We start from the raw sequence: 12,986 nt of genomic DNA on the forward strand, positions 1-12,986 counted from the left end.
TACTTACCTAACGACTCGGTCTAATGTGGGAGCGAGCCTGCTCGCGATGGCGTCAGTTCACCCAACGCAAATCTTAAAGGGCTGCCAACGCCTTCAACGCAGCCTTGCGTTGTTCTACGGGTAACGCTCCCAATTTCTCCACGGCCGCATAAAACTTCAGCCAATCCCCACCCGACTGTTTGAACACCTCGGAAAACGCCGGCACCCATTGGTCATAGAGCCCGAATGGCAGCAACCTGGCGTTGTTCATCGGGGCATTGATCCAGGCATCAAAGCGCTTGTCGCCGGCCCATTGGCTGTCGCGCAGGGTTCGATAATCGCTGCGCAAACGGTCGAACTCGGCGGCTTTACGCTGGCGCATCTGTTCGGGCGCCAGGGGCAATGCATAGAGTTTTTCGAGTCGCGTACGGGTGTCCAGAATCAGCCGGGTAAGTTGATCACGTTGCTGCTCTTGAGCCTTGCCGGCCGGCGGTAAACCACGCGCCGCACGCCATTGGCGAGTGCCTTCCTGTTCGACGAAGGTGGCGAAAGACTCGTTGAACTCCGTGTCGTCCTTCACATAAAACCGCTGATGCGCCAACTCGTGAAAAATCAGCGTCGCCAGACGCTCGTCACCCCAGTTCATCATTGAACTGATGATCGGGTCATTGAACCAGCCCAGGGTCGAATAGGCTTCAACGCCACTGATCGACACGTCCATACCTTGTTGACGCTGCAACGCCGCTTCGCCTCGCGCGGCGCTCTGGCTGTAATACCCGCGATAGGCCACGCACCCGGCAATCGGAAAGCAATGATTCTGCGGCTTGAGGGAAAACTCCGGCGTGGCGAACACATTCCACACCACGTACGGTCGGCCGATGTCGGCATAGAGGCGATAACTTTTGTTGTCTGGCAAGTGCAACCGCTGGCTGGCGAACTCTCGGGCCTTTTGCGACTGAGCCAGGTGCGCGCGCAGTTTCGCGTCACGCGCAGGGTCGGCAACCACCTCGCTCACCGGCTCACGCGCGCGCAGCAATTGCCACTGACCGCTGGCCAACTGGCTGTAGTAATTGACGCTCGAGCAACCGTTCAGCAACAAAAGCAACGCGGTCGGAAACAAAACGCGCAAAACGCGATCAAGTAACCGATGGCTTGAAAGCAGCCTGATCACATCAAATCATCCTTGGGGAGTCTGCCCGCAAGACTATCTCGCCTGACTGGAGCTTCGCTATGCGCGCGTTAATGCTGACTGCAAACCTGCTGATGCTGGCTGGCTGTGTTGGACTGCCTCAACCCGACCCCACGCAAGCCTGGATCGACCTCGGGCCCCATCAACATGACACCGTGTTGCAAGCGCTGGAAGTGGACGCCAAGGCCACCGCCGATAAACGCTACTTCCAGGTTCCACCGGGCAGCCATGAGTTGAAGGTGCGTTATCAGTTCGCGGTAGCACCGACGAATATCGGCCCCGACGCCGAACCGCTGTGGCGCGATTGCCGGTTAAGTGTGAAGTTCAACGACTTCAGTGCCGGCCAGCGATATCAACTGCAAGCGGGGAATATCGGCTTCCGGCCGTGGGCCAAACTCTACGATCAGCAGCGAAAAGTCGTTGGCCAAGCGCATCTGGCGGGCTGTCAGCGCACCTGATCGGCGCTATGATTAATACCTGACCGCCCGGAAATTGATCATGCGCAGAATTCTGCTTTTTCTCGCCATCAGCTCGCTGGCCGGCTGTATGACCCCGTTGCCCGCCGCGAACCCGAACATGGCCTGGGTCGACTTCGCCATGCCGACGCCCGGGGGCAAGGTCCTCATGGCCGAGAGCCTGGACAATAAGCGCCTGAAAGACGGGCGATTCTTCCAGGTCACACCCGGCAGCCATGAATTGAAGGTTCGCTTCGACTTCGAGCTGTTTTACGGAGGTTTTGGCATGGAATTCGACTCGCCAAACCGACTGTGCTATTTGACCGTGCGCTACGATCATTTCGAAGCCGGCCAACATTACCTGCTCGAAGCTCGCTCGCTGACCTCCACGCCCAGCGCCCGGCTGTATAACGCCAAGCGCGAGCTCGTCGCCGAAGAGAACCAGACGTTCTGCCTGCCGTAAGGCGAATTATCTGTCGTTCTTCTGATAGATGATTTTCTTCGTTCCGCCTTCACACGTGCCGACCACCATGTTCTGGTCGTGCACTTCGTCATTGGTGACGATCTCCAGGGTGTAGGACGATACGTTATTGGCCTGGATCTTGGCTTCAATCTCGGCCTTGAGTTCTTCGCAGGATTTGGTTGCCGCCAGGGCCGATGTGGCCAGCACACTGCAGATAACCGCCAAGGCAAAACGTTTCATGGTTGAAGCTCCCTTGAGGCAGCGCGCACAGTCATGCGCTGAAGCTGCTGTCACTTATTCGACCACAGTTTCACTCCGCGAGTTTGATCCGGAACAAAAAAGATCGCAGCCTTCAGCAGCACCTACGGACCCATATCGATCATCGTAGGAGCTGCCGAAGGCTGCGATCTTTACTGCACAGAACTCAATTCACCAGCGTTGCATCCAGGCTGATTTTAGCGTTCAACACCTTGGAAACCGGGCAGCCTTCTTTGGCTTTTTTGCTCAGTTCTTCGAACTGCTGCTGGCTCGCGCCAGGGATTTTCGCTTTGAGCGTCAAGTGCACGGCGGTGATCGCAAAACCACCAGCGACCTGATCCAGCGTCACCTCGGCCTGGGTGTCGATCGTGTCGGCCTTGAGGCCAGCCTCACCGAGAATCATCGAAAATGCCATGGAGAAACACCCCGCATGAGCGGCGCCGATCAGCTCTTCCGGGTTGGTGCCCGGGCCGCCTTCAAAACGCGCCTTGAAGCCATAAGGTGCATTTTTCAGGACCCCGGTTTCGGTCGAGATAGAACCAAGGCCGGTTTTCAGATCACCGACCCAATGCGCCGATGCTTTCTTTTTGATACTCATCTCTGCCTCCTCAAAATCCGGCGCGAGGGTCGCGCCTTCATGGTTTTCGGTTGCCTGGGTTCTGAGGATAGAAGGCTGAGCAAAGTTCATCGTGTCGGATCGAACCGCTTATCTGGTCGGCAATTTCACGTCTGCTATTGAAACTCGGGTATATGCCCACATTGCATAGAACACGCTCATGCATTCGGCAGGTTTTCGTTGGTGAGAAAAGCCTGCGTACCCTCATTGGAGAAGCCGGCTTATGAAACAACTGTCCGATATCAAGTTCTCGACGCTGGATCTTGTGCCCGTTCGCGAGAACGGCAGCCCCGCGCAATCGCTGCGCAACTCGCTGGACCTGGCGCAACACGTGGAGAAGTGGGGATACAACCGCTTCTGGGTCGCCGAACACCACAACATGGATGGCATTGCCAGTTCCGCGACTTCGGTGCTGCTTGGCTACCTGGCCGGCGGGACGTCGAGCATTCGTGTCGGATCCGGTGGCGTGATGCTGCCCAATCATGCGCCGCTGGTGATCGCCGAACAATTTGGCACCCTCGAAAGCCTCTATCCTGGGCGAATCGACCTCGGCCTGGGTCGCGCACCGGGCTCCGACCAGATGACTGCCCGCGCCTTGCGCCGTGAACGCTCCGGGAGCGCCGACGATTTCCCGGAAGACGTGGCCGAACTGGTGCGCTACCTGGGCCCACGCACGCCGGACCAGCGCATTATCGCGATGCCCGGCACCGGCACCAATGTGCCGGTCTGGCTACTGGGCTCCAGCCTGTTCAGCGCCCAACTGGCCGGCGAACGCGGTTTGCCTTACGCCTTTGCCTCGCATTTCGCACCGCGATATATGCATGAAGCGATTCGGGTTTACCGCAATCACTTCAAACCTTCAGCCGTGCTGGATAAACCCTACGTGATGCTGGGCGTGCCACTCGTAGCCGCCGACACCGACGAACACGCTGATTATCTGGCAACCTCGGTCTACCAACGAATCCTGGCGCTGATGCGCGGCCAAAGCCTGGTCCAGCGGCCACCGGTGAAAACCATGGACGGCCTGTGGTTGCCCCATGAGAGAGAAGCCGTCGGTGATTTCCTCGGTTTGGCCATGGTCGGCAGCCCGGCGAAAATTCGCGGCAAACTTGAAGTGCTGATCGAGCAGACTCAAGCCGACGAGCTGATCTTCACCTGTGACCTGTACGAACACGCTGATCGCCTGCACTCCTACGAACTGCTGGCGCAAGTGATGAAGGGCTAAGTCCCGGACAATGCCTGCAAAAAAGCCGACGCCATGGCGTCGGCTTTTTTACATAAACAGCTGACTCAACCTACTTCTTGTAGACGATGACCTTCTTGCCCGCCTCGCACTTGCCGACCACCTTGCCACCCGCGGCCGCGCCTTTATCGACGATTTCCAGCGAATAGTTTTTGGAGCCCTTGGCGTCGATTTTCGCCGCAATTTCGCTTTTCAGCTCTTCGCACGGTTTGCCCGCCGCAAAGGTTGTTCCCGCAATGCTCAACAAACCCACCGCCAATATAAATTTCTTCATCGGTCACATTCCCTGGTCGGATCAAAAGGGGTAAGCGTTAACACTCGGGCGCCTGCCGCCCAAGACGAAGTAGCGCTTTGCCATTCCCTATGGCAATCGGCCAGCGCACAAGTTCAGAAGCCTAGCTCAACCTCAGCTGTTGGCAATCCGGAACCCGACTTTGAGTGTGACCTGAAAGTGCGCCGCCTTGCCGTCCTTGATGTGCCCGCGGGTTTCAGTAACCTCAAACCACTCCATGAGCTTGATGCTTTTGCTGGCCTCGGCCAATGCATTGTTGATGGCGTCTTCAATGCTGGTGGGGGACGAGCCAACCAGTTCGACTTTCTTGTAGGTGTGATGGTCAGTCATGGCGTTCTCCTGGAATTGTGATTAGAGCCTAGCAGCGATTGTCGGTATTTCTTCTGTCGTTGAAGGTTCAAAAAGACTGCACTTTCCCGAACCGCTGGAGTCCCAACCAACACAAGCACTCAATCAATGAAGGAGAGTCATCATGGCCATCACGTCGTTGCGTAAAGCCTCATTGCAAAGCATGGAAGCCGAGATCGAGAGTCTGCTCAAGTCGCTGGAAAGCTTGAAGAGCGATGCCTCGGACGAGTCGCTGAAAACCCTCAAGGCCCTCAAAAACAACGCCGAGAGCGCGCTGAAACACTCGCGCCACCTGCTCAGCGATGCGTACGAAGAAGTCAAAGTCAAAACCCGCGAAACCGGAATCGCCACCCGCGATTACGCCCAGGAACATCCATGGACCACAGCCAGCGTCGCGGTCGGTGCCTTGGGTTTGCTGGCCGCGTTTCTGCTATACAAACGCGGTCATTAAGGTTGGCGCAGCTCGTTTTTCAGCCACTGCGCCAACTGCCGAGCGCGCCCGTCAGCGGCGCGCTTGGGTAGCCACAACGCCAGTTGCGCCGGGGTCTCACTGAAACCCCACGGCGCAACCAGGCGACCGGCCTTCAAGTCCTCGGCCACCAGCGGCTCAGGGGCAATCGCCACGCCCAGCCCGGCCACCGCCGCCTCCAGCAAATAATACAAATGCTCGAAACCCTGCCCGAACTTCAGCGCTTTGGCGTCGAGATCGTTGCGCTGCGCCCAACTGGGCCAGGCTTGCGGGCGTGAAGTGGTGTGCAACAAGGATTGGTTGAGCAGCGCAGCCGCCGGCGCCTGGCGCAGGCTGTCGTAACCGGCAAAGCGTGGGCTGAGCACCGGGCCGATACGCTCGCTGGCCAATTCATAAACCTGCATGTCCGCGGGCCACGGCGGCTCGGCAAACACCAGCAAGGCATCGAGCCCCGGCCGCCGTGGGTCAAGATCGCCTTCACCCGCCGACAGGTGCAAACGCAAGTCCGGCAGGTCGGCATTCAGCCGGCCCAGACGTGGAATGAACCAGCGCGCCAGCAAACTGCCGGAGCAGCCGAGCACGAACGGCGCGTCGGCGTGACCTTGCGTCAGCTCACCGCACACGGTGCGCAATCGCTCGAAGGCCTCGCTGCTGGCGTCGCGTAAGCGCACGCCGGCATCTGTGAGTTTAAGGCCGCGTCCATCCTTGACGAACAGGCTCACCCCGAGATGCTCCTCCAGCACTTTCAACTGTCGACTGACCGCACCGTGAGTCACGTGCAGTTGCTCCGCAGCCTGACTGACGCTATTCAGGCGGGCAGTGGCCTCGAAGGCGCGCAGGGCGTTCAGCGGGGGAAGGTCATGGCTCATGGGATCTGTGAGTTTTCCTGACAGGTTACGGCGATCTTATCGGTTTTCAGCCCGGGACGTCAGGGGTAGAGTGAACGCCATTGCCACTTCACGAATTCAACTGGAGCGCCTCATGACCCAGACTAATCTGCGCAACGGCCCTGATGCCAACGGCCTGTTTGGCGCGTTCGGCGGCCGCTACGTTGCCGAGACCCTGATGCCGTTGATCCTCGACCTGGCCCGCGAATACGAAGCGGCCAAGGATGATCCGGCGTTCAAAGAAGAACTGGCCTACTTCCAGCGCGACTACGTCGGCCGCCCAAGCCCGCTGTACTTCGCCGAACGCCTGACCGAATTCTGCGGCGGCGCGAAGATCTACCTCAAGCGCGAAGAGCTGAACCACACCGGCGCGCACAAGATCAACAACTGCATCGGCCAGATCCTGCTGGCGCGGCGCATGGGCAAAAAACGCATCATCGCCGAGACCGGCGCCGGCATGCACGGCGTGGCGACTGCCACCGTGGCCGCGCGCTTTGGCCTCGATTGCGTGATCTACATGGGCACCACCGACATCGAGCGCCAACAGGCCAACGTGTTCCGCATGAAACTGCTGGGCGCCGAAGTGATCCCCGTGGTTGCCGGCACCGGCACTCTGAAAGACGCGATGAACGAAGCCCTGCGTGACTGGGTGACCAACGTCGACAGCACCTTCTACCTGATCGGCACCGTGGCCGGGCCGCACCCTTATCCGGCGATGGTCCGCGACTTCCAGGCGGTGATCGGCAAGGAAACCCGCGAACAACTGCAAGCCAAGGAAGGTCGCCTGCCGGACAGCCTGGTGGCGTGCATCGGCGGTGGTTCCAACGCCATGGGCCTGTTCCACCCGTTCCTCGATGACAAAAGCGTCGAAATCATCGGCGTTGAAGCGGCGGGGCATGGCATCGAAACCGGCAAGCATGCGGCCAGCCTGAACGGCGGCGTACCGGGCGTGCTGCACGGCAACCGGACCTTCCTGCTGCAGGACGACGATGGCCAGATCATCGATGCTCACTCGATCTCCGCCGGCCTCGACTATCCGGGTATCGGCCCGGAACACGCCTGGTTGCATGACATCGGCCGCGTCCAGTACACCTCGGTAACTGACCACGAAGCCCTCGATGCCTTCCACAAATGCTGCCGCCTGGAAGGGATTATTCCTGCACTGGAAAGCGCCCACGCCCTGGCCGAAGTGTTCAAACGCGCACCGACCCTGCCGAAGGATCACCTGATGGTGGTCAACCTGTCCGGCCGTGGCGACAAAGACATGCAAACCGTGATGCACCATATGGAACAGTCCAAGCAGGAGAAACACTGATGAGCCGCCTGCAAACGCGCTTCGCCGAACTCAAAGAACAGAACCGCGCCGCCCTGGTGACCTTCGTCACTGCCGGCGACCCGAGCTATGACACCTCGCTGGCGATCCTCAAAGGTTTGCCAGCCGCCGGCGCCGACGTGATCGAGTTGGGCATGCCGTTCACCGATCCGATGGCCGACGGCCCGGCGATCCAGCTCGCCAACATCCGCGCCCTGGGTGCCAAACAGAACCTGGCGAAAACCCTGCAAATGGTTCGCGAGTTCCGCAAAGACAACAACCACACGCCGCTGGTGCTGATGGGTTACTTCAACCCGATTCATTACTACGGCGTACCGCGTTTCATCAGCGATGCCAAAGAAGCCGGTGTCGATGGCCTGATCGTGGTCGACATGCCACCAGAACATAACGCCGAGCTGTGCGACCCGGCGCAAGCGGCAGGCATCGACTTCATCCGCCTGACCACCCCGACCACCGACGACGCACGCCTGCCGACGGTGCTAAATGGCAGCTCCGGTTTCGTTTACTACGTGTCGGTGGCCGGAGTGACCGGTGCTGGCGCAGCAACACTGGAACACGTCGAAGAAGCCGTAGCCCGTTTGCGGCGCCACACCGACCTGCCGATCAGCATCGGGTTCGGCATCCGCACACCAGAGCAAGCGGCGTCCATCGCCCGTCTGGCAGACGGCGTGGTGGTGGGTTCGGCGCTGATCGACCACATCGCCAACGCGACCACACCTGAGCAGGCCATCGACGGCGTACTCGGCCTGTGCTCGGCATTGTCCGAAGGTGTGCGTAAAGCCCGCGTCAGCTAAGAGTAAAGTTCCTGATACAGAGGAATTAAGTACCCGGCACCGCAGACTAAATAGCAAGACCCAGGGGTTTGGAACCGAGTTCTGAGCCCCTTTTTTTGCTGTGGATGCTCTGAGGAAGACCCAAATGAAAATGCCCAAACGCCTGATTGCCAGCCTGGGTGTATTGATGCTCAGCGCCACGCCCTTGCTCCACGTAAGCGCCGATGAACGCGACGATCATGATCGCGGCGGCCCGCGGTATGAGCATCGCGGCGATGATCACCGCGATCATCGCCCTGAATTCAGACGGCCACCTCAGGACTTCGGTCCGGTGCGCGAAGTGATCCGCGTCAATCACGGGTATTTCGTACGCGGAGCACCACCACCGCCAGGCGTTCGCTGGGTCAGAGGCCAACCCTTGCCGCGCGGCTACTACGGCGAACGCCTGGACAGCCGAGCCCTCGAACACTTGCCGTACTACCCGGGTTATGAATGGCGACGCATGGGCGGCGACATCGTGCTGATCGCCATAGGCACCGGGGTGGTTTATGAAGTTCTGGAGGGGGTTTTGTACTAAGTCTTGATCGGCGTTTTGTGTAGTCCGAACCACCGCCATCGCGAGCAAGCTCGCTCCCACATTGAAATGCGTTACCCTGTGGGAGCGAGCTTGCTCGCGATGAGGCCCTGACAGGCAACCCAGGCTGCTCAAAAAATCGACAAATCCAGTGGCCGAACCGCCCCCATCCAGATCGCATGGTCAGTGTGGTCGGCCAGGTCATTACCCGTATCCGGGTGCACAAACACCACCAAACCTTTGCGATTGAGCGCTAGCCACGGCAGCACTTCGCCGAGCTGCTCCGGCGCGAAGGCCAGCTGGCAGCTCCAGTCCGGGTGCGGGCCGACCAACCGTTCGTGCACCCGGCCCATCTTCAGCGGAAACAGCTGCGCAGCCTGCTCACACAGGGCCCGCGCCTGATCGATGGTATTCGCGTCGAAGTAAACATGGGCGTGATAGCCCTTGATCCGTTGCATAGCGTTCTCGTGTCTCGGGATTCATTCCACCCGCAACGCTACACCGCAATCGATGGCAGCGCCAAACCTGTCAGCGACTCCGCGCTACTGGCCTGTTCGGTCATCAGCCAGTCGACGAACTGCTGGATCAGCGCGCTGCGGCGTTTGCGCTGGGGCAGGACCACGTAATAGCCGAAGCTCGATATCGCCGTCTCGGCAATCGGTCGGCATAACAGACCTTGCGCCAGCAAGTTATCCACAAGGTGCCGCCAACCAATCGCCACGCCCTGGCCGCCAATCGCCGCTTGTATCAACAGCGTGTAGTTGTCGAAACGCAGCTGCCCCGGGGCAGGTGGGGTGGCGATGCCCAACGTGCGGAACACGCCGCTCCAGTCGAACCAGTGGCTGCTGTTTTCGCCGCGTAAATGCAGCAGCGGCAACTCCTGCAAAGCGTGGGCGGGCAGGGGGACCGCGCGGTCTTTGAGCAGCAGCGGGCTGCACACCGGAAATACTTCTTCACTGAACAGCCAATGGCTTTCGCCCTGCTTGAAACGCCCATCACCAAACAGCACAGCCACGTCGATGTCAGTGCGCAGCATGTTGTGGCTGCGTTCGCTGGTGACCAGGCTGACGTCCACCTGTGGATTGGCTTGGTGGAAGCGATGCAAACGCGGCATCAGCCAATACGCGGCGAAAGCGAAGTCGGTGGCCACCTGCAACACCTCGTGCTGATGCTGGGCGCTGATCGCGTTCAGCCCGGCGTCGATGCTCTGCAAACCGGCCTGCACCTGTTCGAACAGAATCGCTCCGGCCTCGGTCAGCTCGATGCCTCGGTAGATGCGGTCGAACAACCGCGTGCCGAGTTGCTCTTCCAGCCGTTTGAGCTGCTGGCTGACGGCGGGCTGCGTGGTGCAGAGTTCCACCGCCGCAGCGGTGAAGCTGCGGTGACGTGCAGCGGCCTCAAAGGCACGGAACAGGTCCAGGGACAAATCACCAAGGGAGTCATACATAAGCTGTGCTTATCCTAGTCATTGCCGGGCGTGGGCTTTACCACGAAGTGCGTGGGCTACATCCTCGACCACAGCACTTTCGCATAACTGCTCACTATGGAATGCCGCGATCACATGAAGCGCAAGAACATTCTTTTCATCATGGCCGATCAAATGGCCGCGCCCCTGTTGCCGTTCTACGGTTCATCGCCGATCAAGCTGCCCAACCTGAGCCGCCTCGCCGCGCAAGGCGTGGTGTTCGACGCCGCGTATTGCAACAGCCCGTTGTGCGCCCCTTCGCGTTTCACCCTGGTCAGCGGCCAGTTGCCGAGCAAGATCGGCGCCTACGACAACGCGGCGGATTTTCCCGCGGACGTGCCGACCTATGCCCACTACCTGCGGCGCCTCGGCTACCGCACCGCGCTGTCCGGCAAAATGCACTTCTGCGGCCCGGACCAACTGCACGGTTACGAAGAACGCCTGACCAGCGACATCTACCCGGCCGACTACGGCTGGGCGGTGAACTGGGATGAACCGGACGTACGCCCGAGCTGGTATCACAACATGTCATCGGTACTGCAAGCCGGGCCCTGCGTGCGCACCAATCAGCTGGATTTCGATGAAGAGGTGGTGTTCAAGGCCCAGCAGTACCTGTTCGATCACATCCGCGAAGATGGCGATCAGCCGTTTTGCCTGACCGTGTCGATGACTCACCCACACGACCCGTACACCATTCCCAAAGCCTTTTGGGACCTGTACGACGACCAAGACATCCCGTTGCCGGAAACCCCGGCGCAAACCGATCTCGATCCGCATTCCCAGCGTCTGCTCAAGGTGTACGACCTGTGGGACAAGCCGCTGCCTGTGGATAAGATCCGCGACGCGCGGCGTGCCTATTTCGGTGCGTGCAGCTATATCGACAGCAACGTCGGCAAACTTCTGCAAACCCTCGAGGATACGGGGCTGATCGACGACACCATCATCGTCTTCTCCGGCGACCACGGCGACATGCTCGGTGAGCGTGGGCTCTGGTACAAAATGCACTGGTTCGAAATGGCCGCCCGCGTGCCGCTGCTGGTCAGCGCACCGGGGCAGTTCGCCGCTGGCCGAGTAAGCGCTGCGGTGTCCACCGCCGACTTGCTGCCAACCCTGGTGGAACTGGCCGGTGGCACGTTGGAGCCGGGATTGCCACTGGACGGTCGCTCGCTGGTGCCGCACCTGCAAGGGCAGGGCGGACACGACGAAGTGTTTGGTGAATACATGGCCGAAGGCACCATCAGTCCGCTGATGATGATCCGCCGGGGCAAGTACAAATTCATCTACAGCGAAGACGACCCGTGCCTGCTCTTCGACGTGCACAACGATCCGCATGAACAGGAGGAACTCAGCCAATCCGCACAACATCGCCAGTTGTTCGACGATTTTCTCGCCGAAGCACGGGCTAAATGGAATATCCCGGAAATCCACCAACAGGTGCTTGCCAGCCAGCGTCGACGACGTTTCGTCGCTCAGGCGCTGACGCTCGGCAAGCTGAAGAGCTGGGATCACCAGCCGTTGGTCGATGCCAGTCAGCAGTACATGCGCAACCACATCGACCTCGATGATCTGGAGCGCAAAGCACGTTATCCACAACCCTGCCAAAACCAATAACGTAAGGGGAAGAACATGCAAAAGTTATCCACAGTACTGACGGCGGGGCTGCTGGCCTTGAGCAGCGTTTCGGCCTACGCCGAGCAAAGTTGCGACACAGTGAAAATGGCTGACCCGGGCTGGAGTGACATCGCCGCGACCAACGCCATCACCGGTTTCCTGCTTGACGGCATGGGCTACAAGGCCAAGGTCGACACCTTGGCAGTGCCGATCACCTTTGGCGGGCTCAAGGACGGCCAGGTCGACGTATTTCTGGGTAACTGGATGCCGGCGCAGCAGGGCTTCTACGACAAGTTCGTGGCCAATGGCGATGTCACTCAACTGTCGAAGAACCTCGACGGCACCGAGTTCACCCTGGCGGTACCGGACTACGTGTGGGACGCCGGCGTGCATGACTTTGCCGACCTGAACAAGTACGCCGACAAGTTCGACAAGAAGATCTACGGCATCGGCTCCGGTGCCCCGGCTAACATTTCGCTGCAAGAGATCATCAAGAAGAACGATTTCGACCTCGGCCAATGGAAGCTGATCGAATCCAGCGAACAGGCAATGCTCGCCGAAGTGTCCCGCGCGGTGAAAAAGCAGAAGTTCGTGACCTTCCTCGGCTGGACCCCGCACCCGATGAACGTGCAACTGAAAATGCATTACCTGAAGGGCGGCGAGAAATACTTCGGCGACACCGGCAGTGTCCACACCCTGACCCGCAAGGGTTATGCACAGGCTTGCCCGAACGTCGGCAAACTGCTGACCAACCTGAGCTTCACCCAGGAGATGGAGAACAGCATCATGGCCGAAGTGGTCAACAAGAAGCTCAGCAACGCCGACGCGGCGAAGGCGTGGATCAAGGCTAATCCGGCGGTGCTGGAGAAGTGGCTTGATGGCGTGAAAACGGCGGATGGGAAGGACGCGTTGCCAGCGGTCAAAGCGAAGTTATAAAGTCCAAAACCGCCATCGCGAGCAAGCTCGCTCCCACAGGTTCGCGAATTACCCTGTGGGAGCGAGCTTGCTCGCGAATCGATTTTTGCCCTTGC

17 protein-coding genes are annotated in these 12,986 nt (G+C 59.6%); 9 read left to right on the forward strand and 8 right to left on the reverse strand.

Translation table 11 applies throughout. From position 1 onward, the window contains the following. Nucleotides 1–73: 73 nt before the first annotated feature. On the reverse strand, nucleotides 74–1,150 hold the full coding sequence (locus tag AC1DIG_RS09935) for an aminopeptidase (RefSeq protein ID WP_477767166.1): 1,077 nt from the start codon (nucleotides 1,148–1,150) through the stop codon (nucleotides 74–76). Nucleotides 1,151–1,209: 59 nt separating this feature from the next. Between AC1DIG_RS09935 and AC1DIG_RS09940 the strand changes: the two genes are divergently transcribed. Together AC1DIG_RS09940 and AC1DIG_RS09945 are read left to right on the forward strand one after the other, a co-directional pair. Then, nucleotides 1,210–1,626 carry a PA0061/PA0062 family lipoprotein gene (locus tag AC1DIG_RS09940; RefSeq protein ID WP_477767167.1) on the forward strand — a complete coding sequence of 139 codons (417 nt, stop codon included), beginning with the start codon at nucleotides 1,210–1,212 and terminating at the stop codon, nucleotides 1,624–1,626. Between the two features lie 40 nt (nucleotides 1,627–1,666). Continuing rightward, nucleotides 1,667–2,086: a PA0061/PA0062 family lipoprotein gene (locus AC1DIG_RS09945; RefSeq protein ID WP_477767168.1), complete on the forward strand. Its 420-nt coding sequence runs from the start codon at nucleotides 1,667–1,669 to the stop codon at nucleotides 2,084–2,086. Between the two features lie 6 nt (nucleotides 2,087–2,092). Here AC1DIG_RS09945 and AC1DIG_RS09950 read toward each other — a convergent pair whose 3' ends face one another. Together AC1DIG_RS09950 and AC1DIG_RS09955 are read right to left on the reverse strand one after the other, a co-directional pair. After that, nucleotides 2,093–2,326: a DUF1161 domain-containing protein gene (locus AC1DIG_RS09950; RefSeq protein WP_019694449.1), complete on the reverse strand. Its 234-nt coding sequence runs from the start codon at nucleotides 2,324–2,326 to the stop codon at nucleotides 2,093–2,095. A gap of 184 nt (nucleotides 2,327–2,510) precedes the next feature. Further along, a complete protein-coding gene (locus tag AC1DIG_RS09955; protein WP_477767169.1) occupies nucleotides 2,511–2,942 on the reverse strand; it encodes an OsmC family protein in 432 nt (143 codons plus the stop codon). Between the two features lie 241 nt (nucleotides 2,943–3,183). Here AC1DIG_RS09955 and AC1DIG_RS09960 point away from each other — a divergent pair, with 241 nt between their 5' ends. Continuing rightward, nucleotides 3,184–4,185, forward strand: a complete 1,002-nt coding sequence (locus AC1DIG_RS09960) for an LLM class flavin-dependent oxidoreductase (protein ID WP_477767170.1) — start codon at nucleotides 3,184–3,186, stop codon at nucleotides 4,183–4,185. Between the two features lie 70 nt (nucleotides 4,186–4,255). On the opposite strand, the gene AC1DIG_RS09965 is transcribed toward AC1DIG_RS09960, so the two are convergent. Both AC1DIG_RS09965 and AC1DIG_RS09970 read right to left on the reverse strand, forming a co-directional pair. Next, nucleotides 4,256–4,477 carry a DUF1161 domain-containing protein gene (locus AC1DIG_RS09965; RefSeq protein ID WP_054594911.1) on the reverse strand — a complete coding sequence of 74 codons (222 nt, stop codon included), beginning with the start codon at nucleotides 4,475–4,477 and terminating at the stop codon, nucleotides 4,256–4,258. Nucleotides 4,478–4,609: 132 nt separating this feature from the next. Then, complete coding sequence (locus AC1DIG_RS09970) at nucleotides 4,610–4,825, reverse strand: dodecin (protein ID WP_054594910.1); 216 nt, start codon at nucleotides 4,823–4,825, stop codon at nucleotides 4,610–4,612. Nucleotides 4,826–4,967: 142 nt separating this feature from the next. Here AC1DIG_RS09970 and AC1DIG_RS09975 point away from each other — a divergent pair, with 142 nt between their 5' ends. After that, complete coding sequence (locus AC1DIG_RS09975; RefSeq protein ID WP_477767171.1) at nucleotides 4,968–5,294, forward strand: ElaB/YgaM/YqjD family protein; 327 nt, start codon at nucleotides 4,968–4,970, stop codon at nucleotides 5,292–5,294. Here AC1DIG_RS09975 and AC1DIG_RS09980 read toward each other — a convergent pair. Then, nucleotides 5,291–6,181, reverse strand: a complete 891-nt coding sequence (locus AC1DIG_RS09980) for a LysR family transcriptional regulator (RefSeq protein WP_477767172.1) — start codon at nucleotides 6,179–6,181, stop codon at nucleotides 5,291–5,293. The genes AC1DIG_RS09975 and AC1DIG_RS09980 overlap by 4 nt on opposite strands. 112 nt (nucleotides 6,182–6,293) lie before the next feature. Between AC1DIG_RS09980 and trpB the strand changes: the two genes are divergently transcribed. From trpB to AC1DIG_RS09995, 3 genes are all read left to right on the forward strand, one after another. Beyond that, a complete protein-coding gene (gene trpB / locus AC1DIG_RS09985; RefSeq protein WP_477767173.1) occupies nucleotides 6,294–7,514 on the forward strand; it encodes a tryptophan synthase subunit beta in 1,221 nt (406 codons plus the stop codon). Next, entirely contained in the window at nucleotides 7,514–8,326 is an 813-nt protein-coding gene (gene trpA / locus AC1DIG_RS09990) for a tryptophan synthase subunit alpha (RefSeq protein ID WP_427531086.1), read from the forward strand. The genes trpB and trpA overlap by 1 nt, the downstream gene beginning before the upstream one ends. 124 nt (nucleotides 8,327–8,450) lie before the next feature. Next, nucleotides 8,451–8,882, forward strand: a complete 432-nt coding sequence (locus AC1DIG_RS09995) for an anti-virulence regulator CigR family protein (RefSeq protein WP_477767174.1) — start codon at nucleotides 8,451–8,453, stop codon at nucleotides 8,880–8,882. A 128-nt stretch (nucleotides 8,883–9,010) separates the two neighbouring features. On the opposite strand, the gene AC1DIG_RS10000 is transcribed toward AC1DIG_RS09995, so the two are convergent. Together AC1DIG_RS10000 and AC1DIG_RS10005 are read right to left on the reverse strand one after the other, a co-directional pair. Beyond that, nucleotides 9,011–9,337 (reverse strand): DOPA 4,5-dioxygenase family protein, encoded by a 327-nt coding sequence (locus AC1DIG_RS10000; protein ID WP_477767175.1) that lies wholly within the window; start codon nucleotides 9,335–9,337, stop codon nucleotides 9,011–9,013. 38 nt (nucleotides 9,338–9,375) lie between these two features. After that, a complete protein-coding gene (locus AC1DIG_RS10005) occupies nucleotides 9,376–10,326 on the reverse strand; it encodes a choline sulfate utilization transcriptional regulator (protein WP_477767176.1) in 951 nt (316 codons plus the stop codon). Nucleotides 10,327–10,440: 114 nt separating this feature from the next. On the opposite strand from AC1DIG_RS10005, the gene betC reads away from it, so the two are divergent. Next, a complete protein-coding gene (betC, locus tag AC1DIG_RS10010) occupies nucleotides 10,441–11,955 on the forward strand; it encodes a choline-sulfatase (RefSeq protein ID WP_477767177.1) in 1,515 nt (504 codons plus the stop codon). Nucleotides 11,956–11,970: 15 nt separating this feature from the next. Further along, complete coding sequence (choX, locus tag AC1DIG_RS10015; protein ID WP_477767178.1) at nucleotides 11,971–12,891, forward strand: choline ABC transporter substrate-binding protein; 921 nt, start codon at nucleotides 11,971–11,973, stop codon at nucleotides 12,889–12,891. Nucleotides 12,892–12,986: the final 95 nt, after the last annotated feature.

The sequence above is a fragment of the Pseudomonas sp. 05N431 genome (assembly GCF_056397005.1).